24 protein-coding genes are annotated in these 26,059 nt (G+C 46.5%); 16 read left to right on the top strand and 8 right to left on the bottom strand.

All coding sequences use genetic code 11. The features are described 5' to 3' along the window. The first annotated feature begins 107 nt into the window (after positions 1-107). The 14 genes from OXH00_16810 to OXH00_16745 all read left to right on the top strand — a co-directional run bounded on the left by OXH00_16810 (position 108) and on the right by OXH00_16745 (position 11,754). Positions 108-890 (top strand): DUF2971 domain-containing protein, encoded by a 783-nt coding sequence (locus OXH00_16810; protein MCY3742677.1) that lies wholly within the window; start codon positions 108-110, stop codon positions 888-890. A gap of 99 nt (positions 891-989) precedes the next feature. Beyond that, positions 990-1,625 carry a T9SS type A sorting domain-containing protein gene (locus tag OXH00_16805; protein MCY3742676.1) on the top strand — a complete coding sequence of 212 codons (636 nt, stop codon included), beginning with the start codon at positions 990-992 and terminating at the stop codon, positions 1,623-1,625. Between the two features lie 12 nt (positions 1,626-1,637). Continuing rightward, positions 1,638-3,881 carry a hypothetical protein gene (locus tag OXH00_16800; GenBank protein ID MCY3742675.1) on the top strand — a complete coding sequence of 748 codons (2,244 nt, stop codon included), beginning with the start codon at positions 1,638-1,640 and terminating at the stop codon, positions 3,879-3,881. Positions 3,882-3,906: 25 nt separating this feature from the next. Further along, positions 3,907-4,122 carry a hypothetical protein gene (locus OXH00_16795; GenBank protein ID MCY3742674.1) on the top strand — a complete coding sequence of 72 codons (216 nt, stop codon included), beginning with the start codon at positions 3,907-3,909 and terminating at the stop codon, positions 4,120-4,122. A 263-nt stretch (positions 4,123-4,385) separates the two neighbouring features. Beyond that, entirely contained in the window at positions 4,386-4,844 is a 459-nt protein-coding gene (locus OXH00_16790) for a DUF4268 domain-containing protein (GenBank protein MCY3742673.1), read from the top strand. After that, positions 4,841-5,197: a hypothetical protein gene (locus OXH00_16785; protein ID MCY3742672.1), complete on the top strand. Its 357-nt coding sequence runs from the start codon at positions 4,841-4,843 to the stop codon at positions 5,195-5,197. Before OXH00_16790 ends, OXH00_16785 begins: the two co-directional genes overlap by 4 nt. A 204-nt stretch (positions 5,198-5,401) precedes the next feature. Next, positions 5,402-5,788, top strand: coding sequence for a hypothetical protein (locus OXH00_16780; GenBank protein ID MCY3742671.1), 387 nt, complete (start codon positions 5,402-5,404; stop codon positions 5,786-5,788). Between the two features lie 55 nt (positions 5,789-5,843). Beyond that, positions 5,844-6,863 (top strand): potassium channel protein, encoded by a 1,020-nt coding sequence (locus tag OXH00_16775; protein ID MCY3742670.1) that lies wholly within the window; start codon positions 5,844-5,846, stop codon positions 6,861-6,863. A 176-nt stretch (positions 6,864-7,039) separates the two neighbouring features. Next, positions 7,040-7,579 (top strand): aldehyde dehydrogenase family protein, encoded by a 540-nt coding sequence (locus tag OXH00_16770; protein MCY3742669.1) that lies wholly within the window; start codon positions 7,040-7,042, stop codon positions 7,577-7,579. Positions 7,580-7,657: 78 nt separating this feature from the next. Beyond that, positions 7,658-9,061 carry a leucine-rich repeat domain-containing protein gene (locus tag OXH00_16765; protein MCY3742668.1) on the top strand — a complete coding sequence of 468 codons (1,404 nt, stop codon included), beginning with the start codon at positions 7,658-7,660 and terminating at the stop codon, positions 9,059-9,061. A 50-nt stretch (positions 9,062-9,111) separates the two neighbouring features. After that, a complete protein-coding gene (locus OXH00_16760) occupies positions 9,112-9,258 on the top strand; it encodes a hypothetical protein (protein MCY3742667.1) in 147 nt (48 codons plus the stop codon). A gap of 1 nt (position 9,259) precedes the next feature. After that, the gene (locus OXH00_16755; protein ID MCY3742666.1) at positions 9,260-10,843 is read left to right on the top strand and encodes a leucine-rich repeat domain-containing protein; all 1,584 of its coding nucleotides are present in this window, start codon (positions 9,260-9,262) and stop codon (positions 10,841-10,843) included. Further along, positions 10,794-11,159 carry a hypothetical protein gene (locus tag OXH00_16750; GenBank protein ID MCY3742665.1) on the top strand — a complete coding sequence of 122 codons (366 nt, stop codon included), beginning with the start codon at positions 10,794-10,796 and terminating at the stop codon, positions 11,157-11,159. Before OXH00_16755 ends, OXH00_16750 begins: the two co-directional genes overlap by 50 nt. Next, positions 11,134-11,754, top strand: coding sequence for a hypothetical protein (locus tag OXH00_16745; GenBank protein MCY3742664.1), 621 nt, complete (start codon positions 11,134-11,136; stop codon positions 11,752-11,754). The genes OXH00_16750 and OXH00_16745 overlap by 26 nt, the downstream gene beginning before the upstream one ends. A gap of 198 nt (positions 11,755-11,952) precedes the next feature. On the opposite strand, the gene OXH00_16740 is transcribed toward OXH00_16745, so the two are convergent. The 6 genes from OXH00_16740 to OXH00_16715 all read right to left on the bottom strand — a co-directional run bounded on the left by OXH00_16740 (position 11,953) and on the right by OXH00_16715 (position 21,762). Then, entirely contained in the window at positions 11,953-12,774 is an 822-nt protein-coding gene (locus tag OXH00_16740) for a hypothetical protein (GenBank protein MCY3742663.1), read from the bottom strand. Beyond that, positions 12,771-14,381 (bottom strand): GMC oxidoreductase, encoded by a 1,611-nt coding sequence (locus OXH00_16735; protein MCY3742662.1) that lies wholly within the window; start codon positions 14,379-14,381, stop codon positions 12,771-12,773. Before OXH00_16735 ends, OXH00_16740 begins: the two co-directional genes overlap by 4 nt. Before the next feature lie 196 nt (positions 14,382-14,577). Next, positions 14,578-14,859: a GIY-YIG nuclease family protein gene (locus OXH00_16730; GenBank protein ID MCY3742661.1), complete on the bottom strand. Its 282-nt coding sequence runs from the start codon at positions 14,857-14,859 to the stop codon at positions 14,578-14,580. Positions 14,860-14,996: 137 nt separating this feature from the next. After that, positions 14,997-20,021: a leucine-rich repeat domain-containing protein gene (locus OXH00_16725; GenBank protein MCY3742660.1), complete on the bottom strand. Its 5,025-nt coding sequence runs from the start codon at positions 20,019-20,021 to the stop codon at positions 14,997-14,999. A gap of 186 nt (positions 20,022-20,207) precedes the next feature. Further along, positions 20,208-21,170 carry an SDR family NAD(P)-dependent oxidoreductase gene (locus tag OXH00_16720; GenBank protein ID MCY3742659.1) on the bottom strand — a complete coding sequence of 321 codons (963 nt, stop codon included), beginning with the start codon at positions 21,168-21,170 and terminating at the stop codon, positions 20,208-20,210. Between the two features lie 34 nt (positions 21,171-21,204). Further along, complete coding sequence (locus OXH00_16715; protein MCY3742658.1) at positions 21,205-21,762, bottom strand: hypothetical protein; 558 nt, start codon at positions 21,760-21,762, stop codon at positions 21,205-21,207. A gap of 355 nt (positions 21,763-22,117) precedes the next feature. On the opposite strand from OXH00_16715, the gene OXH00_16710 reads away from it, so the two are divergent. Next, a complete protein-coding gene (locus tag OXH00_16710) occupies positions 22,118-24,715 on the top strand; it encodes a hypothetical protein (protein ID MCY3742657.1) in 2,598 nt (865 codons plus the stop codon). Positions 24,716-24,984: 269 nt separating this feature from the next. Here OXH00_16710 and OXH00_16705 read toward each other — a convergent pair whose 3' ends face one another. Beyond that, complete coding sequence (locus OXH00_16705) at positions 24,985-25,215, bottom strand: hypothetical protein (protein ID MCY3742656.1); 231 nt, start codon at positions 25,213-25,215, stop codon at positions 24,985-24,987. Positions 25,216-25,327: 112 nt separating this feature from the next. Between OXH00_16705 and OXH00_16700 the strand changes: the two genes are divergently transcribed. Beyond that, positions 25,328-25,564, top strand: a complete 237-nt coding sequence (locus OXH00_16700) for a hypothetical protein (protein MCY3742655.1) — start codon at positions 25,328-25,330, stop codon at positions 25,562-25,564. Positions 25,565-25,569: 5 nt separating this feature from the next. On the opposite strand, the gene OXH00_16695 is transcribed toward OXH00_16700, so the two are convergent. After that, positions 25,570-25,794, bottom strand: a complete 225-nt coding sequence (locus OXH00_16695; protein MCY3742654.1) for a hypothetical protein — start codon at positions 25,792-25,794, stop codon at positions 25,570-25,572. Positions 25,795-26,059: the final 265 nt, after the last annotated feature.

Below are 26,059 nucleotides of genomic sequence, written 5' to 3'. Positions count from 1 at the left end.
CAAATCCGAAAAATACAAACAGGAAGACATGTCTGCTTGTTGTGGATGCGGTCCCTGGCTGAGTGATGAATATAGCGAAATATCTAAAATGTTAAAAGGAGTCTCTTATGGTCAAAGAATTAGAAGGTATCACTCCTCCCGAAAACGATGATATTCTGTGGCGGTTCATGGACTTTGAAAAATTTGTCAATATTTTGACATCAGATTCCCTGTTTTTCACAAGAGCTGATAAGTTTGAGGATCCGTATGAGGGATATAAGCCGGAAGCAATAAAATTGATTCAAAAAGAGGCAGCTCATCAGGTCAAAAACAGTAACACAAGTGAAGTTAGTGAAATTTTCGATGGAGATTCACAAGAGAAGTTCTTGGAAAATTGGCGTAGATATGTCATGTGTAACTGCTGGTATAATGGCGAAGAACAATCAATAGCTATGTGGAAAATATATGCTGCGCGGAAGAGTGGCATCGCCATCAAAACAACCGTGGGAAATTTGAAAAAAAGTTTGTCCAACAAATCTGATGTATTTATTGGGAAAATGAACTATAGTACCGATGAAGCTTATGAACTTCACTACTTGAAGGACCTAGCATTTAGTCCCCGATCAGCGTCGGTACCCGAACAACTTAAGAAAATTCTATATTTTCCTTATTTCCATAAGAGAAAAGCGTACATAGACGAAAAAGAGATACGTCTCATCATCGACTCTGTGCCATTAGTATTCGATCACTTTCATAGCAATTATCCTGAACCCGCTACCCCGGATGATTTGAACACTTTGATAAATACCGGATTTCCAGAGATATGGAAAATAGGTGAGTCGCTTAAGGTTGATATTGAAACGTTAATTGGTGAAGTCATCATATCACCCTATGCTGACGATTGGTTATGAGTTGAAAATAGCATTGACATCCTCGGAGAAATCCGGTAGAATAAAAGGTATCTGAAACGCAACACTTTTTCTGGCGTGATATGTAGTGGGTAAAAACTGATGAACAGTTTTGATGAGGTACTCTCTTTCCTACAAGAACCCCTCGGTACCTTTCCAGACCGGAGTGCGAGATGGCTGTTATCGAACCCCGATAACCTCCACGGATTGCTTGAAATCATCGGGAACGACCTCGTCGGGTCTCTCGATTTTCGCAGGGTCCGCCGCGTCAATACGACTTTTATTGCCGATAACCAAATCATACTGCCAGTTGGTAGTCCCCCAGGTATCTGGGGAATAGCTGAGATAGGCATAAGAGACAGAGCAGGAAATTTGAATACATACGACTTCACAGAAAATGTCAGATTTGAAGTTGATGAGAATATCGCAGCAGCACCAACAATTGCCAGAAATGCATTGCTGCCTAATTTCCCAAACCCATTCAATCCAGAGACGTGGATACCGTATCAGTTGGCAAACGCATCCGAGGTGAGCATATCCATCTATGCGATCGATGGCCAATTGGTCCGACGGCTCAACTTAGGGTATCAACAGGCGGGTGTTTATCACGCGCGTGGCAGTGCGGCTTATTACGACGGTAAAAACGACATCGGAGAAGCTGTCGTCAGCGGTGTCTATTTTTATACGCTGAGTGTCAAAGGCTTTTCTGCGACCCGCAAAATGCTGATATTGAAATAATAGGAGAAACCTATGCGTCAAATGAAACCCAAACACGCTCTTATATTCACATTACTCATTTCTGCGATGCTTGTGTTTGTACCCAACAGTTTTGCACAAAACGCATCAAATGAAAATATCGTGCACATGATCTATTTTCTACCCAATGATAAACAACCCAGCGCAGATATTCAGACACGACTGGTTACGTTAATCACAGAAGTGCAGCAATTTTTCGCCGATGAGATGGATCGGCATGGATTTGGCAGAAAAACTTTCAAACTTGAGACAGATCCGACCGGTAAATCCATTGTGCATCATATTCTTGGAAAACACACCGATGGATATTCTGCTGATAAAGTGGCCGAAGAAATAAGCAAATATTTTGACGTATCTAAGGGCTTCTATCTCGTCTTTGCAGATGCATCGGTAGAAGAAATAGGCTTTTGCGCCCGGGCTCGCTCCCGAGGGAATCGTGCGGGTATAGCGGTTTTCTCTGCCGAAGGTGGTCAATGTAATAACAGTCGAGTTATTGCCCATGAGTTGGGGCATGTTTTTGGGTTAGGTCATGATTTTCGCGCAGATGCCTATGTAATGTCTTATGGCGTTTTTATCGATCCCCATGGGAGTAGAGAAACCGCGCGTGTAGAACCGCATAGATTGTCAGATTCTGCTGCAAAATGGTTGGATGTCCATAATGCGTTCAACCGTCGTCCCCGAAATGAAATCGACACGCCTTCACAAATTAGTTTGGTCTCCCAACGTTTAATTTCCCCGCCAAATACGCTGTCCTTGCGTTTTCAGATAAACGATCCGGAGGGACTCCATCAGGCACAACTCATGGTACACGATGGGATTGAATATGTATTGGTGAGTCATAAATCGATCGATGGAAGTAAAAACGCCACCGTTGAATTTGTGACCTCCGATTTGATCCGATCCGATGCGGATATTGATATTTCTGTCGCGACTATTGATGTATTCGGGAATTTCGTTGAGTGTTCTGCTTATTTTACACTGGACGAGACAATTTTACGTGAGACTTACCTACGCGCCTTAGCAGATCATGAGGGGTGGGTCAAAAGCATAGCATTCAGTCCAGATGGGAAAAAAATTGCTACAGCAACAAGTACACCCGGTCAAGAAAACGGCATGTTGCGTCTCTATCAGACGGATACGGGTCGGCACCTTCAGACATTAGCACCTTCAGCACCCTATGGAGAAGCCGTGGAGTGCATCGCATTCTCTCCAGATGGAAAGCGCATCGCTGGTGGAATCGGGGAAGGTAAAGTTCATCTGTGGAATGTTAAAGGCAAGCATCTACAGGCATTATCACTTGAGACTTGGTGCACCAGCATCGCATTCTCTCCAGATGGAAAGCGCATCCTGGCAGGCGGCCTCGGAAACGCCCATCTGTGGGACACATCCACTGGCAGACTGATGCAAACACTGCACACAGGTGTACGAACCGGAACTTACGTATCGTTTAGTCCAAATGGCGAGCGAATCGCAGCATTAGGAGAAGGTCTTTCTTCATCTGTTAGTATATGGAATATGAATCTTCGCATACGAACAGTAGAGGATCAGGATAGGGTCAATGACATAGCATTCAGTCCAAATGGTCAGAAAATCGCCACGGTAAATGTATTTGCGGTGCCCACTGTTCGTTTGTGGAATGTCAATACAGGCAAGCACCTACAGACCTTATCGCACCCTGTTGCAATCTGGAGTGTCTCATTCAGCCCAGATGGAAAACGCATCGCTACGGGAGACAATAATGGAACAATTCGTTTGTGGCATACGAACACAGGTAGACACCTACGAACCCTCAGAGGGCATAGAAATTCTGTCCAAGTCCAGAGCTTGGCTTTTTCACCCGACGGGGCTCTACTGGCAAGTGGCGATAACACCGGCAAAGTGCTTCTCTGGGAAATCCCCAAGGCTGCTGCTGCACCTGCGGTTCGCGTGCTATCGACTTCCTACAGACAGACAATGTTGCTCCCAAACTACCCGAACCCGTTCAATCCGGAGACGTGGATACCGTATCAGCTATCAGCCCCCGCAGATGTCACCATAACAATCTCTGCTGTCGATGGCACGCGTGTTCGGACGTTAGCGTTAGGACACAAGCCTATGGGTATCTATCAGAACAGAACGCGTGCTGCCTATTGGGATGGTAAAAATGAAATTGGCGAACAAGTCAGTAGCGGAATTTACTTTTATACGCTTACCGCAAAAGATTTTTCCGCCACTCGCAAAATGCTGATCGTAAAATAGTATCAAAAGAGGGGGCTTTACCAACATGAAAAATATTTGTAATTGTGGATTTCTTGCTATTTTCATATTCGCTTTCGGATGTGCCTCAACGAAATCTGTGCATCTGGAATCAATGATAAAAGAATTCGGTTCACCGGAACAGATATTCATAGAAGAAAGAACTATTTATCGTTATTGGGCAGATGTAAGTATGCGACAAATTAAAAACCGCTTCGGTGAACCAGAGGTTGTTACTAAATGAGAAATTTAACCTCTATATCTTTGACAACAGATTGGTTTTTTCTGATTCCAACGAGGCTAAAGGAGTAATCTATATTACCCCATTGAAATAGAGAATATTTGCCTGCTGACGACAACATTCTTTTCGGCATTTTGCACCGTGTTTTCGAGCCTGAAAACGAATCACCCGCTTTGCCGAGTCTTGTGTGAAGTCTTCTTTTACACGACATTGCTTGTATTGATAGGGCTCAGTATATCCCTATACACATAAAAACGGAGGCGAAAATGCGTAAAACACAGAATATAAAATACTGGACTGAATTTTGCGACTACTTGAAGCGACGAGGGAGCCAACTCCACTCTCCAATGCCAACGTCTAAAGAGATGCACCATATATATTTTAGAATAGGCACTGGGTGCGTCGTGAGAGCAAGGCAGGTCATCAAACCCAGCACTGAAATCACTGTTGCGTTTGTCATGGAAAAAACTGCAAAACTTTACTTCCACTCATTGAAGGCGCAACAAGCAGAAATTGAAGAAGAATTTGGTGAACCCCTTCAATGGTGGTTCTTAGAATGGAAACAGGAATCACACATATCCTTGAAAAGAGTAGATATGGATCCCAGGGATGAACAAGATTGGTCGAATCAACATGAATGGATCGCGAGTAAACTTGAACGACTCAATGACGTGTTCCGTCCACACATTAAGAGGCTCACTCGTTTCAAAGAACAAGGAGAATGAATGAAAACCGGTTAAATTCAGATATTAAGGAGGGAATTTTAGGAATGTATTTAACTATTGGAATAGCCAGAAAAATTATACGCGCGGAATTTGCAGGACAAAGCCGTGTACCCACTTGGCATATCATCAATACTGTAGAACAAGAACATTGTAGGGGTAGCAGAAAACTCTCAGAAAACGAAAAGCAAATTGTACATGATGCGTTGAGATCTCTTCGTGAAAAAAGTGAGGCAAACAACTTTGAAAGAGGTTATTGGTCATTTAGTGAATGTAATACGGGGAAGAATGTAGAGAACAAAACAGCATCTAAGGAAGGTATCATATCTAAATTTAGAAAAAAATTTACAAAATGAAAGCCAAGCAAGATGACGGCACGTGGCGCATAACGGATGAAAAACCGTTCTGAGAAGTAGAAAAACCTATCGCCAACTGAAGACCTGAGTTGATACGCAAATGAAATCCAACGCAGAAGGAGTCTAAAAAATGTTACGTGTTCAGGGCGTTCTCGCGAAACTTCAGTTTTTATTTTTCATATTTCTTTGTCTCTTGATTTTTGGGTGTACGACGAAAGAACTTCCACACGCCGATGCCCTGTAGGGGATTCAGGGGTTTCACTCGACGAAAAGAACCGTCTTGATAAGGTCATCAAGCGGACGACGGCTCTGAATGCCGAGATAGTCGTGCTTCAGGAAAGCGCGGAAAAACATGATACGCAACTCAAGATGTATCGTCAGGAGATACAACGCCTTCGCGAACACCTTGCCCCACAGACGGGTGAAGGCAGAAAAGATTTGAAGGCACATATCCAGATACTCAAAGATCTTGCCAATCAACAAAAGAAAGCGAGAAAGCGAGTACGCCTCATGATTCAGGTTCATACCGAACGTGTTAAAGAGTTGGCTGCCGATTTTTATGCGACCCAAAAAATGCTGATATGGAAGTAGCTTTAAACCTCGCCCTGCGGGGGCGTTTGTAAAATTATTGAAAGTTGACTAAAGGATGAGCTATCAACGCCAGGTTCTCATCGCCTTGATCCTCCTTGTCGGTTTGCTCCTGACAGGGACGATCGGCTACCTGATTATCGAAAAAGATAATCCAGCAGAGAAATGGAATCTGCTCGACGCAATCTATATGACCGTGATTACACTGACAACCGTCGGGTATGAGAACCTCAGTATGAGCGATACAGGGCGCATCTTTACCTTGTTTCTACTCATCGGCGGTTTCGGCGTGTTCACTTATAGCATTACCATCGCAACCAATTTCCTCATTCAAGGACAACTCAACAATTTTTTTCGACGACAAAAGATGATGAGAACCCTCAATAAGTTAGCCAACCATTATGTGATTTGCGGACTCGGTGATACCGGTGTGCATGTGCTTGATGAAATGCGAAAGGCAGCCGTTGATTTCGTTATCATTGAACGCGAAGAAAAACGCATCCGACAGATTTCTGAGACCCGCGATTTTCTGGGTCTCCATGCCGATGCGACAGAGGACGAGTCACTCATACGCGCCGGCATTGAGCGTGCGAAGGGACTTATGACCTGCCTTGGTCGGGACCAAGATAATCTCTACGTCGTGATCTCGGCAAGAAAAATCAATCCGCGGCTGAAAATCATCTCTAAAGGTGTTGAAAACAATTCACCCGAAAAACTCATCACAGCCGGTGCGGATGAGGTTGTATTACCCGACCGGATCGGCGCACTCCGCATCGCCGCGGGACTCCTTCGACCGCATCTCGTCGGCTTATTAGAAAATATCACAGAAAATCAGCAGGGGCCTCAATTCACACAATCCAGGATTCAAGCAGGGTCCGAGTTGGACGGAATGACGCTCAAAGCCGCCAACATCCAAGAAAAAACAGGATTAATTATCATCGCAATACAGGATAAGGCGGATCAGTTTTTCTATAATCCGCCCGGAACGAAAAAACTCCAAGCCGGTGATGCTTTGCTACTCATCGCCGACCAGAAAGAGATACAAACTTTGCACAAACTCACTGGAGACCGAGGATAGTTGAAATCGCTAAACTTTCATAGCCGTACGATCAAAGAGACAATGCGCAGCCTTCGCGAGTTTTGCCAAGCTGCTAACGATCGTATCCGCGAAGATTGAGCGATGACTTCTCAGAGGAGAACCTTATGAACCAAATGGACATTGAAACCGTAAAAACACTTTTTTATCAACAGAAAATGGCTTACTCGCCATCGACACCGCCATCCTATGAAACCCGAATGGATCGGCTCAGTAGAATAGAGGATCTGTGTAAAAACCACATCGCAGAGATCACCGAAGCCTTGCAAACAGATTTCGGTAGCCGAGATCCAGATTTAATCTTTCTCGCCGATATTTTCTCGCCGTTGTCTCATGCGAAATATGTCAAACGGCATTTGAAAAAGTGGATGAAGAAAGAGAAAACGTCATCAGGGGTGTTGGCACTCACAGGTCAACGCTCCTACATCGTCCACGAACCGTTGGGTGTTGTCGGTATCATGTCGCCGTTTAACGCACCTGTAAGTCTGGCATTGGACCCCGCGATTGACGCGCTCGCTGCGGGCAATCGTGTGATCCTGAAGCTTTCGGAAAGCACACCACAGACAGCGACGCTGATAAAATCTCTGGTTACTGAATACTTTCAGGCAGAAGAACTCACAGTTTATCTCAGTTTATCCGAACGATCCCCGATTATCCGAAGCCCGGTATTCTGTTTAAAGACATTACACCGCTTTTAGCAAATGGGGCTGTTTTCAACGGGATTATCGGCGAACTGAAGATATCCCAAACCTATTTGACGGACGGAGAAAAATAAGATGTTTCCAGACATTTTCAAAAACAGCAGCTCTATAGGTCTGTTAGCGTTTTTGGGATTGTGTGCTGCAGGTTTTCTGCTTTACATGCATCACCAAAAACACAAAGGGAACGAGATACCGGAGATATCAGTCCACTATGAAGGCGAGGGGGATACCTCAGGAGTCGTTGACCACGTCGTTGACATCCCGGATCCGAACCTCCGCGCCGCGATTGCCGAAGCACTCCAGAAGGCACCGGAGGAGACCATCACGCGGACGGAGATGGAAACGTTGGCTGAACTTCGGGCTCTGGGCGGGGTGTTCGGTGAACTTCAGGGATCGGGCGGGGAGTGGATACTGGACGCGGAGTTCGGTGGGTTTGAGGCACAGGGCACAGCGATTACCGACTTATGCGGACTTGAGTTCGCAATAAACCTCAAATATCTGTACCTCTGGTCCAACAACATCACGGATATATCGCCAGTGGTAAGTCTAACGCACCTGAGAACGTTGTCTCTCGGCATCAACGCGATCTCGGATATATCGCCCTTGGCAAACCGCACAACCCCATTGCTCATGCTGGAACTCAATGGAAACAAGATCTCAGATATATCAGCGTTGGCAAACCTCGACGTGGGTATGCTGTCTCTCGCTGGCAACGCGATCTCGGATATATCACCCTTGGCAGGTCTAACGCACCTAAGAAGTTTGCATCTCCAGCACAACACGATCTCAGATATATCGCCCTTGGCGAACCTCAAAAACCTGCAGACTCTCGATCTCCGGCACAACACGATCTCGGATATTCAAACGCTTGAAAGGCTTATAGAGCAAGGAACAGTTATCTATTTTTCGGGGAATCCTATTTTTCAGACCCCCGGGACTCAGATAGAAGACGGGTGGGTCTGGCTTATTGTGCCAGCAACGAATGTAAACCATGGTTCCGATGCGGCGCACTCTGGGCGAGATTTTCTTAAAGAAGTTAGTGATGGAGCGGTGAAAGAAACCGATGTTGCCGTCAAGGGTGCGACTGCCGAGACGCAATTTGGAAACAGCGTCTGGACACCTGCACCACTCACGGCAGCGGATCCAGACAATCTTAACGCCATCGTGAATGACTACAACTTGGAGACAGATAGCGACGACCCCCTGGTCGTCTATGGTGTGGTGTCTATCCAGTCGAAAACCCCGCAGCAGACGCGGGTGTATATCTCTGGATGTACTGTCCAGGTCTGGCTCAACGGGACGAGGGTTTACAGAAATTCCAATTACCTGAAGGGAATCGATTACGTAACGGCTGTGCCTGTCACACTCAATGCCGGTGAGAATCTGCTGTTTATCAACGCTTATCGAGACACCATAAACAGTCGCTGGGGTGCGTCTTTCGGATTTCAGGACGGCACGGTCTATACAACTGCCAAGTGAACGTTTCGCCTATCGCTCCTGACCTTTAGAGAAAAACGAACAGAACGGATATGGCAACCGATGAAGCCATCACCTTTGTCTACAATCCGGCGTTGAAGCAGAACGTGCCAATGGCGGTCCAAAAAGCCGCGAAAGCCAAAATCATTACCGGCGAACTGAAGATACCCCAAACCTATTTGACGGACGGAGAAAAATAAGATGTTTCCAGACATTTTCAAAAACAGCAGCTCTATAGGTCTGTTAGCGTTTTTGGGATTGTGTGCTGCAGGTTCTCTGCTTTACATACACTACGAAAAACACAAAGCGAAAGGCGTTGACATCCCGGATCCGAACCTCCGCGCCGCGATTGCCGAAGCACTCCAGAAGGCACCGGAGGAGACCATCACGCGGGCGGAGATGGAAACGTTGCATGAACTTAAGGCACCGGGCATGGAGATTACCAACCTACGCGGCACTGAGTTCGCAATAAACCTCAAAGAGCTGACTCTTTTTAACAACACTATATCAGATATATCGCCCTTGGCACGTCTAACGCACCTGAGAACTCTGTTTCTCAGTGGCAACTTTATCTCGAATATATCGCCGTTAGCAAACCTCAAAAATCTACTTATACTGGTTCTCCCGCGCAACTCGATTTCGGATATATCACCCTTGGCGAACCTCAAAAACCTGAAGAAACTCAATTGCCGTCATAACACGATCTCGGATATTCAAACGCTTGAAAGGCTAATGGAGCAAGGGACAGTTGTCTATTTTTCGGGCAATCCGGCTTTTCAGACCCTCGGACCTCAGCACGTCGTTGACATCCCGGATCCGAACCTACGCGCCGTGATTGCCGAAGCACTCAGTAAGCCACCGGGGGAGACCATCACGCGGGCGGAGATGGAATCGGAGATAGAAAACGTGGTTTACCTATCGCATATTCGGGCACAGGGGAGGGAAATTACCGACCTACGCGGCATCGAATTTGCAATAGACGTATTTAACCTGCATCTCCAGCACAACACGATCTCAGATATATCGCCGTTAGTATACCTCACAAACCTATATATCCTTGAGCTCCAGCACAACACGATCTCGGATATATCACCCTTGGCGAACCTCAAAAACCTGCAGACTCTCAATCTCGGGCACAACACGATCTCGGATATTCAAACGCTTGACAGGCTAATGGAGCAAGGGACAGTTGTCTATTTTCCGGACAATCCGGCTTTTCAGACCCCCGGACCTCAGATAGAGGACGGGTGGATCTGGTTGATTCTGCCAACGATACGAGATGAAATGCCAGGGACGGATATCCCCGAATTAGATGAGGCACCCTCTAAGCACGATATTTTTGAAGCCCATATTGCCGTCAACGGTGCAAGTGCCGGGACGCAAGTGACGCAATTTGGAAACAGCGTTTGGACACCTGCACCACTCACGGCAGCAGATCCAGCCAACCTCGACACTATCGCCCGCGACATTATCGGGAGTGGCTACGACTTGGCGATATACGACCTGCTCGTTTATGGTGTGGTGTCCATCCACTCGGAAAAACCGCAGCGGACGCGGATGTATATCTCTGGATTTCTGGTGGATGTCTGGCTCAACGGGACGAGGGTTTACAGAAATTCCAATTACCTGAAGGGAATCGATTACGTAACGGCTGTGCCTGTCACACTCAATGCCGGTGAGAATCTGCTGTTTATCGACGCTTATCGACACAAAGAGATTTGGGATAGTGGATGGGGTGCGTCTTTCGGATTTCAGAACGGCACGGTCTATACAACTGCTGAGTGAACGTTTCGCTGAGACCTCTTCGGATATTTCGCATTCTGGTAGTCTGGGATTCACCGGTGGTGGCGGACTCTCGTTCCGCGTAGAAAAAGGAGAACGCTGGGCGTTTACGCCGTTTTTAGGTGTCTTCTATTCTAATTGGTGGGATTTTTCTGGTCGCCTTGACCATGTTCCGACAGCCGAAGTTGGGATAGAAATTGACGTTTCATCAAAATTGAGTTTCGTCAGGATGTATACCTATTCTTTTGATCCTAACAGAACCGTTAATGCGTTCCAAAGTGGAAAGGCCCCCGATGCAATACGACAAAAACAGATTTGAAATATGGGCAATCCCTCACCCGTTGATCTTATTCTATATCTTGTTCCCAAGCGCAATATTCAGCGAACTAATTTTCGGACAACGACTCCCTAAAGTCATGTTGGTTGATAAAAAGAGCGATAAACCTTGGATGGAACGCACTCACGTGCCTTGTCCGCACTGTGAAACGCTCAATGATGGGCGTTTGTGGACAAAATGGAATGCTTTCGGGCATTGGTTTGGTTTGGTTTGTCCGAGTTGCCATCAAGTGATTCCGTGTTTATGGAACATTTTCAGTCTCGTCGTATTGGCGATGACTTGCCCGCTATGGTATTTCCCTGCACGGTTCTTCCGCCAAAAGTGGCTTGAGTTAGAAAAATCAAGATTGGCGAATGTTCTTAAACGTCCCTTAATTCAAGCGGCGCGCATCAATTGGATTTTTATAGGCATCTTCTATTGGGGTGGATCCACATGGATGACTTTCAACGTTCTGTGGACAGTTTTCAATGGAAGCGAATGGGATTTGATAAGGATGATCGGTAATTTACCCATTTGGTTGGTAGCAGGCTTTGTGTGGGGCGTATGGATGCGTTCTTGGATGAATCGAAAGCGGTAAAGTTGAATCAATTTAAAGGATCGCTTCTGAAGTGGGGTCTTTCAGAAGTGTTAAGTCCTTGACGTGTCTTGGGAGTCGGGGTGCCTATATTGAACAAGCACGGTGAGGTGATCGGTGTTGCGGTGGCAACACTGAAGGTGGGTCAGAATCTCGATTTTGCGATTCCCGTGAAGTATCTGCGGGGTTTATTGGATAAGGTTAGTCGGTGAAGGGTAGCACTTCCACTTCAAAAGTGTATTTTCTGCCGTTGATAATCGCTGTATAGGATCCGGTGGAGAATGTGCCGAGGTCTATGTCTATGTGCTTGTGTTCATATTGATCTGCTGTTATGCCCGAAGGGTCCAGTATAATCTGGCCGTTTTTCTTTGGGATAACTTGCCATGCTTCAATATTGATAACGTCTTGCGTGCGTTCTACGTCTATTTTGAAGATAGGTTCATAACCGATTTCGTAGTATCCTTCCAGATGCATCCTCACTTTGACTTGATAAGTGTTTCGTTTTGGTTCGTCATTGTTGAGGTCTATTGGATCCACCATAAAAACCGGAGTATAGGAGGCAATAAACATATAACCCGTGTCCGGTTCAATACGAAACCGTCCTAATTCTCTGTTATCGTAGATCTCCTTAATTATGTATTCGCCTACTTCCAAGTTTTTTACGGTAACTTTACCCCAAATCTGTCTTGATCCATCATCACAGTCCGCGGAACCGGTGTATCCTTCTCCGTTTATCGTGAGGTAGATGTTATTACTGTTTCGTTCGGCAGTCGCCCCACTGACGTTGTCACAGCCAAAGACCATATACATCCAGCCAATTGTCACTTCAGCGGGTCTACTATCAGATATGGATAGAATATATGCCTCGTGCGGAGATCCCGAGTATTCTTCGTAGTCGTCAAGAAAACCGCAGCCTGTGTAGCAGAAAATGAAAAATGAAATGATAACCGTGTTTGTTGTTGATACAGTGTGTTTCATAAGTGTTATGAGGATTAAGTTGTGATTAGGGGGCGTTTTCTTCAAACAAAATCTTCGTTCAGGATTGTCTCCATATTTCGCTCGGCTAAAGCGGCGATTGTTAGGGATGGGTTTGCAGTGGCACAAGAACCGGGTAATAAGGAGCCGTCTACGACATACAGATTGGGGTAATTATGGACTCTGCCGTGGAAGTCGCAGGCTGTCCCGATGACCATTCCGCCTAATGGATGGTATGTGAAATCGGATGTTACGTCGGGCAGTATGGCGGATATACCGGATTCAGGAGGTCCGAGTGTCCCGCCGTTTGCGGTGTTCAAACGGTCTGCGACATCTACCGCTGCCCGGACTGCTTGCTGGTTACCGTCCGCTGGCCATTCTAATTTGACGGTGTTTGTGCCGGGGTCATAGAAAAATTCCCCGCGTTCTGTATCTAAAGCCAATAAGAGGTGGAGTAAACAGTTGCAATCTTGCCCTATAGGAAAGAAGACGGATTCAATACTATTTGGCGTTTCTGAATTCTGATAATCTAAGATTGTTTTGATAACGGGGCCGCCTTGCATTTTTCCTGTCGCCTCTTTTACGGAACGTGTGAACATGACATTGCCGTTTGTTCCCCATCCTTGTCCGACGGTTTCACTGAGATGGGGCAGTGTGCCTGAATCCCGCGCCTTCACCAATAACTCGGGGGTCCCCACGGCACCTGCTGCTAAAAATAGGGATGTCGTGGTAATCTTTTTGATTTTAATAACTTTACCGGTTTCATCTATATTCTCGACGGTTAATTCGTATTTACCGTTGTTTTTCTGAGATATATCGACCACCCTATGTAACGGATGGATCGTCACATAGCCGGTCGCTTCTGCCATGGGTAGATAGTTTTGGTCCAGGCTGTTTTTACACCCGCTATTGTTGCCATAGATAACCTCTCCTATGATGGCAGATGGTTCTACGGTGCCAGCGATTTCTGAACGGATTATATCCCAGTCTGTCGCCTGCTCAACGGGCGCGATGTCTAAACCTGCTGCACCGGCATGCTTGGTAAACACGCGAACATAGTCATAATATAATTGTGCTTCAATATCGGGGGGTGCTGTTGAGACTCCAAGGATCTGTTTTACGCGTTCGTAGTAGGTAGCCATTGCGGGGTAGGATATTTCACGGGGAAAAATTTGGTAAAATAGATTTTCAGGTGGAGCCACAGAGATGCCGCCGTAGACGATAGAGCCGCCGCCAACCGCTGTGCCTCTGTAGACTTTGATGTTATCATAGTCTATGCGGTCTAATACACCTGTGTATTTTGTGATAGGAAACGCTGGACCGAAAGGCATAACAGTTTTTGTCCGTAGCCACGTTGAACGTCCGTCAGGCGGTATAAAACGGCTAAAGGGTATTTGTGCGATTGGCCACCGTCTGCCTTGTTCTAAGAGCATTGTTTGTATACCGGCTTGTCCTAATCTCAAGGCGGCGACTGCCCCGCCAAATCCGCTTCCGATGATAAGTGCGCGGACTTCATCCGCGGTTTCTACAGGTGTTGGGGGTGCGATAACTGTTTCCAAGGGATCACACCCTGAGAGTGCGGCTCCAGTGCCTATAGAGAGTCCAGTTAAAGCAGTGCGTTGTATAAATTGCCTGCGTGTCAGTTTTAAAGTCATATCTGCATCCCGTGAAAATATTGAAGACGAAACACATTTGGGGGTACGCATCCATTGCGTCTACTGAGTCCTTGAACGTTCTCTGTCGGAACAACCATCTCGCACTTTTATCGGCGAAATGCCCGACCTTTGTATCAAAGAGATCTCGTATTATTGTTAACCTATAGCATAACATATCCGACAAGTATTATCAATATCAACATTTTCCGCGTGGCAGCGAAATCCCTTGCAATTTCGCATGAGTGGACTCATACGCGGTTGCGTGGTTTCTGATATAATCACGCAATGCCGGAGCATCATGATGCCATTCACCTTTATGGCACAAATCTTTAAAATGAGCGTGCAACTTTTTCTCTTGGGTTTTTGCTTCAGATTCAGATGGAAACTCGATAAAGGCGATGACCTCCAACTTAAAAGGATTACCGCGCTGTAACTCACCCACACAATTATTTATTAGTTGTTTTCCGATATTTACCAAAGTTATGCTTTCTACAGCGACCTATTTTGATGAAACCTTTACAGGCAATAAAATAGACGACCGTAGGGATATTATTCATAAATAGTCTCTTTTGTGACTTGGAGGTTCATATTCAGTTCGGTGCTGACGCTTTATCTTTACTTCCGTATCAACATCCTACGCGTTGCAGAGAAATCGCCTGCTCTGAGTGTGTAGAAATAGACACCACTCGCGACAGGTTCACCTACCTCGTTTCTTCCATCCCAGTAAGCCGCACGACTCCGGCTGTGATACATCCCCGCAGCTTGATGTCCTAAAGCAAATGTGCGAACGACTGCCCCGTTTGCTGCATAGAAGGTCAATGTCACCTCTGCCGGCTTCGCTAACTGGTAAGGGATCCATGTCTCCGGGTTGAACGGGTTTGGGTAGTTGGCAAGTAAAGCCATTTCCTCTGGAATCAACACTGCCAAGAGCCGTTGAAGATTCGCGATGCCTTGTTGGAAGGCAAGCGACCCGTCGTTTTCAAGATGGGCTTTTTCTATCCAAGTCTCTATTATCGCAGGTGTTAGTTCACCATTGTTTATTGCTGTGATAACGGCAGGTGCTGCAGCGTCGGTTGATTCACCAAGGTGTTGTGCAACGACGATGAGGTCTTGGATGTTGATAATGCCATCGTTGTTTACGTCTGCCTGCGGGCTCGCAGCTGCGTCTTCACCGAGGTGTCGAGAGACCAGGATCAGATCCAGGACGCTCACCTGTCCGTCTCGGTTTACGTCTCCGGTCGCGAGTTGTCCGTCTATAGTGAAAACAAATTCGTGGGGTCCCGCGTTGATGGCTTCACCCGTGACAGAACCCAATTGGAAGTTGTTGAGCGATAGTCGGGTTTCGCCTGCTGCTTTTGCTGTGAATGTTACAGAGAGTAGTGTGCCTGTGCCGGCAACACCATCTTCGTTGAGCCTCGCTGAACTGAGTTTGATAATCTTGCCTGTCGCGTTATCAATGGTGCCTTTTTGGAAGAAGGTCGTTCCGCTGCTTTCCTTGAGAAAATCGCCTTCGTTGACTTCAATGGCTTCAAGCACTGCTGGATCAAACGCAATATCAAATTGCCATCCGGCTAAATCAAATACGTTCTCTGCACTCAGGTCAAGGGTAAATGTATCGCCGACATGGATTTTAGAATCAGAGAAGCTGTACCCGACACTGGGGTTGAATATCTTATATTCGGTGTCAGGTTCTAATCCGAAAAAGAGAGACAATATATCATTATCCCACTCATCACCAAGTTTTATCAACAACACATTTTTCCCCGGTTGCAGTGTGATCGGAAAAAATGTTTGGTAATCATAAGCCCAGGATCTGGCGTTATGGTCTGCATCGTCTTCATGAACTAACTTGCCATTAAGATAGACTTTTCGAGGCTCACTGGCACCTATGAATATTTTCGTCTGCTGTGTTCTTGGAGCATACAAAGTGATAGAACCGTAGACAACAAAATCCTCGCCGTCACTAAGTTCAATAGCACCTTGAGCGTCTAATAGTCTTTTAAGGTTCTTCACATTGCTCCATTTGCCATCCGCTTTATAAGGCTCAAGTGTTCCAACCGACCACACACTTTCTCCTATAGCAGCTCCGTCCAAGGCACCGAAGGTAGCGATCTGTTGTTCTGTAATTTTACTATTGGATGCTTTTGCTAAGTAATCCGTAAGAAGGATATCCTCACCTCTGTTTGCTGGCAAGGTTAGCCAGAGCCAAGGCCCTGCAATTTTTGGACCGCCTTGTGGAAACCCCGGGTTGCTGTACCAAGTGAAGACTTCTATCGTCTCGCGTATGGGATCCAAGGGTGAGAAGTCTGATATGTTATTCACGTGAAGTTCTAACGTTTTTAGGTTACGCAGAGATGCCAGGGGCGAGACATCTACGATTCGGTTTTCACTAAGTATCAACGTTTCCAAATTAACCAATCCTGATAACGGAGAAACATCCACAATATGAGTATTGAACAGATCAAGATGCCTCAACTCTGTTAATCTTGACAAGGGTAAGAAGTCAGTGATATGGTCGTTATGCGTAAGACCCAGCCATTTCAGTTTTGTCAAGCCTTTTAAGGGAGAGAGGTCGGTTGCTTTGATAGCATAGAGGCGAAGTCTCGTTAGTTTTGTCAATCCTGCCAAGGGGGAAAGATCGGTAATATCAGCACCTACAGTGTCTAATTTTTGTAAATTTTTGAGGCCTGCTAAGGGAGCAAGACTCCTTATACGCGTTTCTGAGACATCTATGATTTCAAGTTCAAGCAATCCCGATAGAGGCGAAAGGTCTGCAACTTCAGTGTCATGAAAATGTAACTCGCGCAATTTTGTCAGCGAAGCAAGAGGCGAAAGGTCTGATAAAGGATTGTCACCGATACCTAATACTATTAAATTCTTTGCGAATTCAAGCCCTGTTAAATCGCTAATGTTCTTGTCCCCAGCGAACAGATATTGCAAAGTGGCCATTTCTTCTGTGGTAATTGGGTCTCTCTGTGTTTTGTTGAGTTCTTCTGCGATTGCGGCGCGGAGGTTCGGATCGGTGAAATAGACTTCAGTCGTAAATATCTCTATATTTGGGTTTTTGAAGAGTTCTTCTAAATGAGAAAGATCTGAGACCGGGTTATCCCGCAAATCCAATTTTCCTAAGTTATTAAGGCCTGCTAAGGGAGATATATCTGAGATTAAGTTGTCTTGTAAATTGAGTTCTTGCAGGTTGGTTAATCTTGCAAGCGGCGATATGTCGAATATTTTGTTATTTTGAAGACGCAGCTCTCTTAAATTTGTTAATCTTGCAAGGGATGATATGTCCGATATTTCGTTTTTCTCAAGGTATAACTTTTCCAAATGTGTGAGTTCTGCCAAAGGTGATATATCCACTAATGGTTCTTGGGTAATCGCTAATCTTTTCAGACGCGTTAAGCCTGCTAAAGGCGTAAGATCTGATACCCGTCCACCGCAAATTTCTACCCACTCCAGTTTTGTTAATTCCGCTAAAGGAGATAAGTCAGATACTGCGTGCCCCCACATCCTAAACCATTCAAGATTGCTGAGTTCTACAAGTATTGATAGGTCGGATACCGAAGTCCAATTAAACTCTAAGTGGGTGAGATTTATTAATCCCTTTATCGGTGAGAGATCAGAGACGCTGTTACTTGAAAAATGCAATTTTTCGAGATTCGTTAATCTTGTAAGTGGTGATATATCAGATACTTGACGGCTTCCTTCAAACCATAAGAATGTGAGGTTCGTTAATTTTGCTATTGGTGAGAGATCCGAAACTGTATTGTGACTGAAAGCTAACCAACGGAGGTTCATCGCAGACTCAAGCCCTGTTAGATCGCTAATATCCTTGTTATTCGCGTCAAGGCGTTTTAGTGTTGCTATCTCCGCCACTGTAATCGGGTCCCCCGGTGCTTTGCCGAGTGCGTCTGCTATTGCGGCGCGTAGGTTCGGATCGGGAAATTGGACAGTGCGACCCGGTGTGGGTGGAATCGGGCGGACGGTGTCAGGTGTCGTCGTGACCGGCGTGTCGGGGGACTGGAGTGCCGTGATGATCTCGGAGAAGTTTTGCGTCCATGCGTCGCGTTTGACGCTCCCGCCGCCTGTCAGTGCCGTGAGACCAAGATTTTGGAGGCTCGACTTCTGGCTAATCTGTGTGAGGAAGACATCGGTTTGTAGACCCACGGCTCCTGCCGCATCCGGTGCCTCTAAAGCATCTTGGAACGCCTCGTAGAACCGGTGGACAGGTTCAATGCCACCGAACACGCCGCCTGTCTCTTCTAATGCGGTCTTGTACCGAGCGGTATCTTCGGCGAGCAGTGCGTCTATCCGCTCTTGTGGCACATACAAAAGCAGGGCGTAATCTTTATCGAACGGGGGGTTCACCGTCTGTTCAATAACCGTTCGGACTTGGTCTGTAATGGTTTTCATGCCTTCCGTATGGCACCCGATGCAGGACAAGCCGTTGTGAACCGCGGGGTCGCTCGCCGCCGGATTAGAGACGATCTCGGTCGGCGCAACGTCTATCCGGTTCCCGGATTTATCTGCGATGTAGTATCCCTGGAGACCGTTAGGCAGGTTGAAGATGACTTCGCCACCGTCACGTTGAAAGTCAAGTGGGTTTGTGAAGATGTTCTGTGTGGCTGCGCTGCCTGCGAAGTCGTGGCTCTTCCAATAGGCACCGTAGCGCGAGGTATGCCGTTCTACGACGCGGTTGTGATTCGAGACACCGGAGTCGTTTGTGCCGGCACGCCAGACGCGGCGACCTGGGTCTCTCAACAGATTCCGTTCGGCATCCACGCCTAAGGCGCGTTCAAGTTCGGGCTCCGTTTCGGGGAGTTGCAAGATGTTGTGGTAGAGCGGCGGTAGCGAGGCGGTGGCGAGAAACCAGTCTACATGGACGAACGGCACCTCTGCGTTCATTGTCTGTTGGAGGGTAGCGAGTTTTGTATGCAGTCCAGCTTGCGTCTGTTCATCGAAGGTGATGGCGTAGGGGTAGACGTTTTCGATCTGTGTCCATGCGTCTCGGATGTCCCATTCGTAGTTGCGGAGGTCGATGTAGAAGATCGTCTCGGCATCATCAATAGGGATCGGATTGTGTATATCAAACCCCCAGGAGAGGCTGTTGACGAGTTTTGCGAGTGCGATTTGATAGGCGTTGTGTGCTTCAAGGGTTTCGCCGGCATTATAGAGATGCGTCATCGTGAAGTAGCGCGCGAAGGGTTGGTCAAAGATGTTCAGCGTCTGGAGGTGTTGTTGGATTTCAGAGAGCAGAGCGTCTGTCGGTATGAACGTCACGTCGTGTTGCGTCTGCCAGTTGGGCGCGCCTGCTGCGATCCAGTCGCTGATGATCTGAAGGGCTGCGTCATCGAGGGGTGGTTGTCCGAGTGGCATGCGTTTTGCTGTGTCTGTTGTGATGAGCCGTGTGTAGAGATTAGAGGTGAGGGGTTGCCCTGGGACGATGGCACCTGTATCGACGAGTCCTGTGGCGGAGTCGATAACGAGGTTTTCTGTGAAGGCACCGTTGGGGCCGTGGCAGTCGAGGCATCTGTTTTCTAAGATGAGATATGCCTGTTGTGCGAGTTCCTGTTGTGCGGATGCTGAGAGTGCGGTTGCGATGAGTATGAAAATGCTGAAAATGGGTTTGATGCCCTTCATTGTTCGTCTCCTATTCTCGTTTAACTGTGTGTTTACCCGTTTTTTTCGGGTCGTTTCGGTGTGAGTCGTTGATTCTACTTTCTTATCAGCATTCTTAGGAAACACTCCTTCTTGAATGATAGAGGCGTGTCTTATTAGTCACGCCTCGTATAAGAGAAATTACTTCCGTTGTGTGTGGACAGAATACTACTCTTTCAATCCAACCAATTTATAACTGAGATCAACTAATTTTTTCGCGGTATCCATGTTTTTGGCATTTGGATTTGGCGATGTCATAGGCCAACCGCCATTTTTGCATTCTTTGTCCCTGTAAAGCACACTTCTTTGGCTAAAATACGCGCCTGAATGTTTTGGCACATCGTCAGAGAGCAGACAGTGAAGTGATGTTTGGGAGGCCTCCTCATTGCTTTCGGTGATAAAAGGGTTCAGTGGTAGCATCACCACTCTCATGATTCTCGTTATCAAACCTTTACCACCAAAGTTTGATCGCGCCCACCCTGGGTGAACGGAAACAGTTGTGACACCTGTGCCTTCAAGTCTCTTTGCGAGTTCCATTGCATACAGTGTAACCGCAACTTTCGCTTCGGCATACGCAGCAAAATTATTGAATTTCCGGGTGTTAAAATTGAGGTCTTCCAAATGCACATCGGGCCGGTTTTTTTCGCTTCCGGCGTGCATAACGGATGAAAGAATCACCATTCTCGATGGTGTACTTTTCTTCAATAGGTCAAGGAGTAATTCGGTAAGAAGGAAATGACCGAAATAACTCACGCCTATTGCGATCTCAAATCCATCTTTGGTGCGTTCTACTTTGTTGCCCATGGTCATGAGTCCTGCGTTGCAGACTAACCCATCGAGTTTATCATATTGCTTTAGGAATTGGGTAACAAAATCCCTAACGGACTGGAGGTCGGCGAGGTCTAATTTCATGATTTCATAAGTGCCGTTTAATCCGTTAAAAGTGTTAGCGACTTCCTGTGCAGCTTCTGGCCTTCTGCAAGCCATTATGACGTGTCCACCTTGCGTGACCAATTGTCTTGTGGTTTCAAGACCGACACCAGAATTAGCACCTGTTACGATATAAACGTTTCCGCTAATGTCTTTTGAGAGGGTCTCTTTGTCAACCCGCAATATATTCTTTTTACCCATTTTTATTTCTCCTTGTAATCGGTATGGATGGTGATTATGCGGTCACCTGTCCCCACGGATAGAGATGGCTCCAGTCTCGGCTGAAGATGGCACGGACGGGTTGATACGCTTCTGTTTGTAGCCTCAAGGAAACGGCATACACCAGTGCCCTATGGTTCCCGTCTTCAAGGTAAAACCTGATTGTCGGTGGATGTGCGGGTTTCTCATAAGCCGTTAAGGGTCTAATCAACAGTTCTCCCAGCAAGCGCGGGTCAAATCTCGCACTAATAATGAAACACCCCTCAAACCACGGTTCATCCGCAGAGAGGTGCTTGAAGACTTGAATCGGACGCTTATAGGGGTATGCCTCCAGAACCCTGTCTACGACCTCTTTCAGCGTGCGGGACTGCCCTGCCGGTGTGAGCCTGTCTACCAATGCTTGATTGTCTGCCCATACATTATCATTCGCTTCCATGAAAACGAGGTCATTAAAGTCTGACTCGCTTAGCATGAGGGTTTGATACACCGCAGCATCTCTCTGCTGTCGGGTGGCTGCATGGTCAACTGGAGATGCGAACAGCCGATTGGCATCCGCTAATAGTAATGTCTTCACGTGTGCCTCCGAGTGTTAGGGCTGGTAACGCCTTTGTATTAACGTCGTCTACAAGATACCACATCCGTTTGTCAAAATCAACCGAAAACTGAATGGCTCTGTGTTAACAGCGGAAACATTGGTTTTTCCGCCTGTCATACTCCATAGGAAGCACCAATACAGCCACTCAGGATTTGACCTAATCCTTGTTTTGAGGTATAATAACACTATGATTCAAGTAAAATCTTAACCGAATTATAGACAGAAATATGAACAAGAAACGCATACTGCCAATACGTTTACTCAACGCAATGGATTTGGATCTAATAGACGCTCGAAAAACACTCGGTCTGATTGAAAAGTTTAGGAGATGGTTATGAACAAATTTGAAGAAAATTATCTATCGTTGCTCGCAGATTTCTATAATGAAGTGCCTGTGTCGATGATGGCGAAAACGTATGATGTTTCGTCTCGACATATTTATCGCTGGCAAGAGGAACTTCAGCCTGTCTTGTCAGCGATCACGCCTGAGATTGCTGAGGCGTGTCTACATTCAGATGCCCGGACACTAAATTATGATCCGGAGCAGTTGGAAGATGGCAGTTATACACTTCGGTGGCGGACACAGATCAAAAGACGGGATACAGATTTACGGAGGGTTATACGGCTGGCGGAACGCTTTGAAAAGAAAACTGTATCTGTCGCGTTGTCAGCGTCGGACCTACCAGATTATCTTGTGCTTGTTGATTTTAAGGACGGTGTTCACTATGTCGCCGCTATGATTGATGAAATCCCTAATGCTATGAAAAAGGTTGATAAAGAGAACTCGTTTATCTCCCTTGATGCGATTTTTGAAGTTCCTGCTGAGACACCCAAGGCGGATGACGGGATTTTACGAGAATTTTTCAGACGTTTGCTGATTGATGCGAGAAAGACTATTTCTGATGGACTGTCCTATTTTGTGCCGACGGTGGTGACGGAGCGGGAAATCCAACTCACCGAGGAAGACTATCAGGATTTTTCTGTCAAGTCTGATGCACTTCAGTTTCAGGCACTTCAAGACTTTGCGAAAAGTGAAGCGTGTCGCGCTTTACCGGAGCGGAAAACTCTACAAGAAAAATACATTTCCGAAATCGATATTCAGCGACTTGAGGCGTATCTCGATAAAGTATTGTCTGAGGATGAAGATGAAGCTTCAGAACCCGAAGATCGTGTGGTGAATGTCTCATCTCAGATCTGTATTGTGGCGTTTACCGATAGAGAGACGTGGTTCTATGCTGAGGAAGGGGGGGCGGAAAAGTCTCTAAGGCAGCAAAAGTCCCGGAGTCAAGAGTGGCGTAAAAGTGAGAACTTGCAGCGCGTCCGTCTTAGTGATGTTGGCTTTTATTATATCCCGCGAGGTAATATCAAAAAGTCTTGGGAATGCTTCGATCGTGAACAACTTCTTCGAGGCGGACGGAACACAGGGAAAACGTTATCAAATGCATGGCGTGGACATATCGCAGCGTGTCAGTACCCAGGGACGCGTATTATTGTCTTTCGGGAGAAACTCTCGACTGTCCATGATTCTTTTGGGAAAACTTTTGAACGAAAAATTGCAGGACTTGATTCTGAGTCAAACTTAACTGAGAATCTATTCATTAGGCGAGTGGGTAAACGCGATGATGATGGCTTTGTGTATTGGAACGGGTCCACAATTACCTATGCCGGTGTACAAGATCGTGGTGATGTGCTTTCGATGGAGTATGATCTCGCGATCAATCCGCAGTCAGAACAGATTCAACTGATGGATTGGGTCTATGTTCTCACAAGTATCGGGCGCGGTGTCGGGAACAATACGCCGTATCATTTCCTTCTCGGGGATTGTAACCCACCTGAAATTGAAGGGGATTTTCATTGGCTGTTTAAAAGACCAGAGATCACAGTCCATGATACGGATCATACGGATAACCCTGAACTTTATGATAGCGAAGGTCAAGTAACTCGACTGGGGCAGAGTTATGTCGGAACATTGGAGTCTTTGCCGACAGATGCAAAGACGCGTTTTCTTGAAGGACGCTCAGCGAACTCTGAGATAAAAGTATTCTCGCAGTTTTCAAAACGGCATATTATTTCGTTAGATGAATTTCATTCTCGACTGGAGATGTTGAGAGTTGAGCGGTGTTTCCTTGGCTTTGATGCTGGCTATAGCCCAAACCCCGGGGTGCTTCTCTTGGGTATTGAAACGGATGGCGGGTTCTTTGTCCTTCGTGGGACTTGCCGAATTGGGTGGCTTGATGAGCAATGGGTTGGACGTGCTCAAGATTACTATCAATTTGTCCTTGAGTCTTTCGATCAACGGATCTATGCGCTTTATTCGGAACATGATCCACAAATCATAGATCGCTTTATCGCGAAAGGGTTCTACGTCACGAAAGCCGAGAAGAGAGATAAACTTCAATCTATCCGGCAACTTCAAGGGTTGATAGCACAACCAGATCAATTCTTTATCGTTCGTGAACATGTCGATGATCCAGATGAACTGATGGCGGTGAAAAATGTGCCACAAGATTTGATCGCTGAACTTATCGCTTATCGATGGACAGACGCACATTTGAGAACTGGCAGTGATCCAGTCCCCCAAGATGGCAACGATCATTGGATAGATGCTTTGCTTTATATTATTCGGACAGCAAAGATCGGCGGTGAGATGCCTCAGGTTATTTTTCAGTCACAGCACATCACGCGGGAACAAGTGTTGGCACAGAAAGAGGGGCGTTGGGAATCAGGTGATAGTGAGATCCTCCCACGTACACCCCGGCATCGGTATCAAGATTCAGTTGATAAGCATAACGATGTTTTGTCGGTATCAGGGTATAGAGACCCTTGGGATGTCGTCTTAGAGCGAGGGGAACGAGGACCGGGTCGATATTTACATTATATCCAGCAAGAAGAATCTCAATTGGGATCGGGCGATGAGGAAGATGATGAGTAATTATGACAAAATGAAAAAAAAGGGTGACATTTATCCCCCTTATTTGTGACATGGAACCCCTAAATTGTCTTTTTTATGCCCATTTTTGTGACATTAACCCCCATTTTTGTGACATGTAAAGTTCGAGAAAGGTTTTCTTGATTTTTTTGGAATTCAACTGGGACGCGGTTTTTCATGTTTTGACCCTATCTGAATTCCGAGCGCGCGCAGAGATTTTACACTCTTTTTGAGAAAGCTTTTTAGAATTTCTTTACTCGTTGTTAAAAAGATTACCGGCGTGCCGAGCGCAGCGAAGGCACGCTTAAGGGGCTAATACATAGACCAAGCCCAAGCGAAGCCTGACCGAATAAGCCTGCTTGCGTACTCGCATGTAGGCGTTTCGTGGCAGGCGTAGCGAAGGGCGTAGTAGCGTAGCCGTCTGCGTTGCGTGGCGTTGCCTGCGTACCCGTAGGCATAAGTCCGCATAAGTAGGTGGCGAAGCGGTGTTCTAACCAGAACACTTTACTTTCACCGATGCTTCCCGCCTCTTTGGATTTAGGCGGGTTCTCTTGCGGGTGTATCCTTTCTTCGCCCGCCTAAGCGTACTCGCTTAACACAACACGGTGCTGTCAGTTGTTAGCCGTCAGATGTCAGCGATCAGCCGTTAGCGATCAGCCATCGATTATTACTGTCAGCGGACTGGGTGCCGTGGGTGTAGCACTGACTGAAAGGTTTGTGCTTATGGAAGCGTGGCAGTTGGGTGGGGACCGCAGCGGAAACGTCAAAACACGCTGGAATAAGCATATTGTTTTCACGAGATGCCCTTTATTGGGTAAGGGTTCCTTCATTGACATCGGAAGTAAACTGTGATAACGCTAACTCTGTTCACTTCCGAGACCATTGACCTTACTAAGGAGATTAAGAATTACCTTTGATGGGTCAGGCGGCTTGAACAAGCCGATGTTCGCAAAGACTTTGGATCCCGTCAAGATTTCCAAGAGATCATCGAGGTGGTCAATGATCTCCGACGGCTTCTCCATTTTCGCCGCGGCAAGCGCAATCTCTAAGGCTTTTTTCTGCGCGCACTCGAGCGTATTCATCGTGTTATCTCCAAAAGATGTTTTTTTGAGACGCTACCGTGTTCTCACAATAGACACACCTAAAAACTTTATGGGGTAGGCGTTGTGATACCATATCAAAGAGGGTTCTCCACAGGGGGGGGGCGTCTCAAATGCGTTGTAGGGCATTCTGTGCAGTTTTTCATTTCGCGTGGCTGTAGCCTTGACTGGAAACTTTTTGTCTGTGTAGCAGTGGAAAATGGGGTGAAGCTGATCAAAAACGTGAATCCACTGCGGAACAGACAAA

The organism is Candidatus Poribacteria bacterium, from assembly GCA_026706025.1.
Classification (GTDB): domain Bacteria; phylum Poribacteria; class WGA-4E; order WGA-4E; family WGA-3G; genus WGA-3G.
The sequence above is the reverse complement of the archived record's forward strand: the minus strand, read 5'-3'. Positions and strand labels throughout refer to the sequence as shown.

Excerpts from the sequence above, each read along its gene's own strand:
- OXH00_16810 (MCY3742677.1), top strand. The coding sequence starts at position 108 with ATGGTCAAAGAATTAGAAGGTATCACTCCTCCCGAAAACGATGATATT.
- OXH00_16805 (MCY3742676.1), top strand. The coding sequence starts at position 990 with ATGAACAGTTTTGATGAGGTACTCTCTTTCCTACAAGAACCCCTCGGT.
- OXH00_16800 (MCY3742675.1), top strand. The coding sequence starts at position 1,638 with ATGCGTCAAATGAAACCCAAACACGCTCTTATATTCACATTACTCATT.
- OXH00_16795 (MCY3742674.1), top strand. The coding sequence starts at position 3,907 with ATGAAAAATATTTGTAATTGTGGATTTCTTGCTATTTTCATATTCGCT.
- OXH00_16790 (MCY3742673.1), top strand. The coding sequence starts at position 4,386 with ATGCGTAAAACACAGAATATAAAATACTGGACTGAATTTTGCGACTAC.
- OXH00_16785 (MCY3742672.1), top strand. The coding sequence starts at position 4,841 with ATGAATGAAAACCGGTTAAATTCAGATATTAAGGAGGGAATTTTAGGA.
- OXH00_16775 (MCY3742670.1), top strand. The coding sequence starts at position 5,844 with ATGAGCTATCAACGCCAGGTTCTCATCGCCTTGATCCTCCTTGTCGGT.
- OXH00_16770 (MCY3742669.1), top strand. The coding sequence starts at position 7,040 with ATGGCTTACTCGCCATCGACACCGCCATCCTATGAAACCCGAATGGAT.
- OXH00_16765 (MCY3742668.1), top strand. The coding sequence starts at position 7,658 with ATGTTTCCAGACATTTTCAAAAACAGCAGCTCTATAGGTCTGTTAGCG.
- OXH00_16760 (MCY3742667.1), top strand. The coding sequence starts at position 9,112 with ATGGCAACCGATGAAGCCATCACCTTTGTCTACAATCCGGCGTTGAAG.
- OXH00_16755 (MCY3742666.1), top strand. The coding sequence starts at position 9,260 with ATGTTTCCAGACATTTTCAAAAACAGCAGCTCTATAGGTCTGTTAGCG.
- OXH00_16745 (MCY3742664.1), top strand. The coding sequence starts at position 11,134 with ATGCAATACGACAAAAACAGATTTGAAATATGGGCAATCCCTCACCCG.
- OXH00_16735 (MCY3742662.1), bottom strand. The coding sequence starts at position 14,381 with ATGACTTTAAAACTGACACGCAGGCAATTTATACAACGCACTGCTTTA.
- OXH00_16725 (MCY3742660.1), bottom strand. The coding sequence starts at position 20,021 with ATGAAGGGCATCAAACCCATTTTCAGCATTTTCATACTCATCGCAACC.
- OXH00_16720 (MCY3742659.1), bottom strand. The coding sequence starts at position 21,170 with ATGGGTAAAAAGAATATATTGCGGGTTGACAAAGAGACCCTCTCAAAA.
- OXH00_16710 (MCY3742657.1), top strand. The coding sequence starts at position 22,118 with ATGAACAAATTTGAAGAAAATTATCTATCGTTGCTCGCAGATTTCTAT.
- OXH00_16695 (MCY3742654.1), bottom strand. The coding sequence starts at position 25,794 with ATGAATACGCTCGAGTGCGCGCAGAAAAAAGCCTTAGAGATTGCGCTT.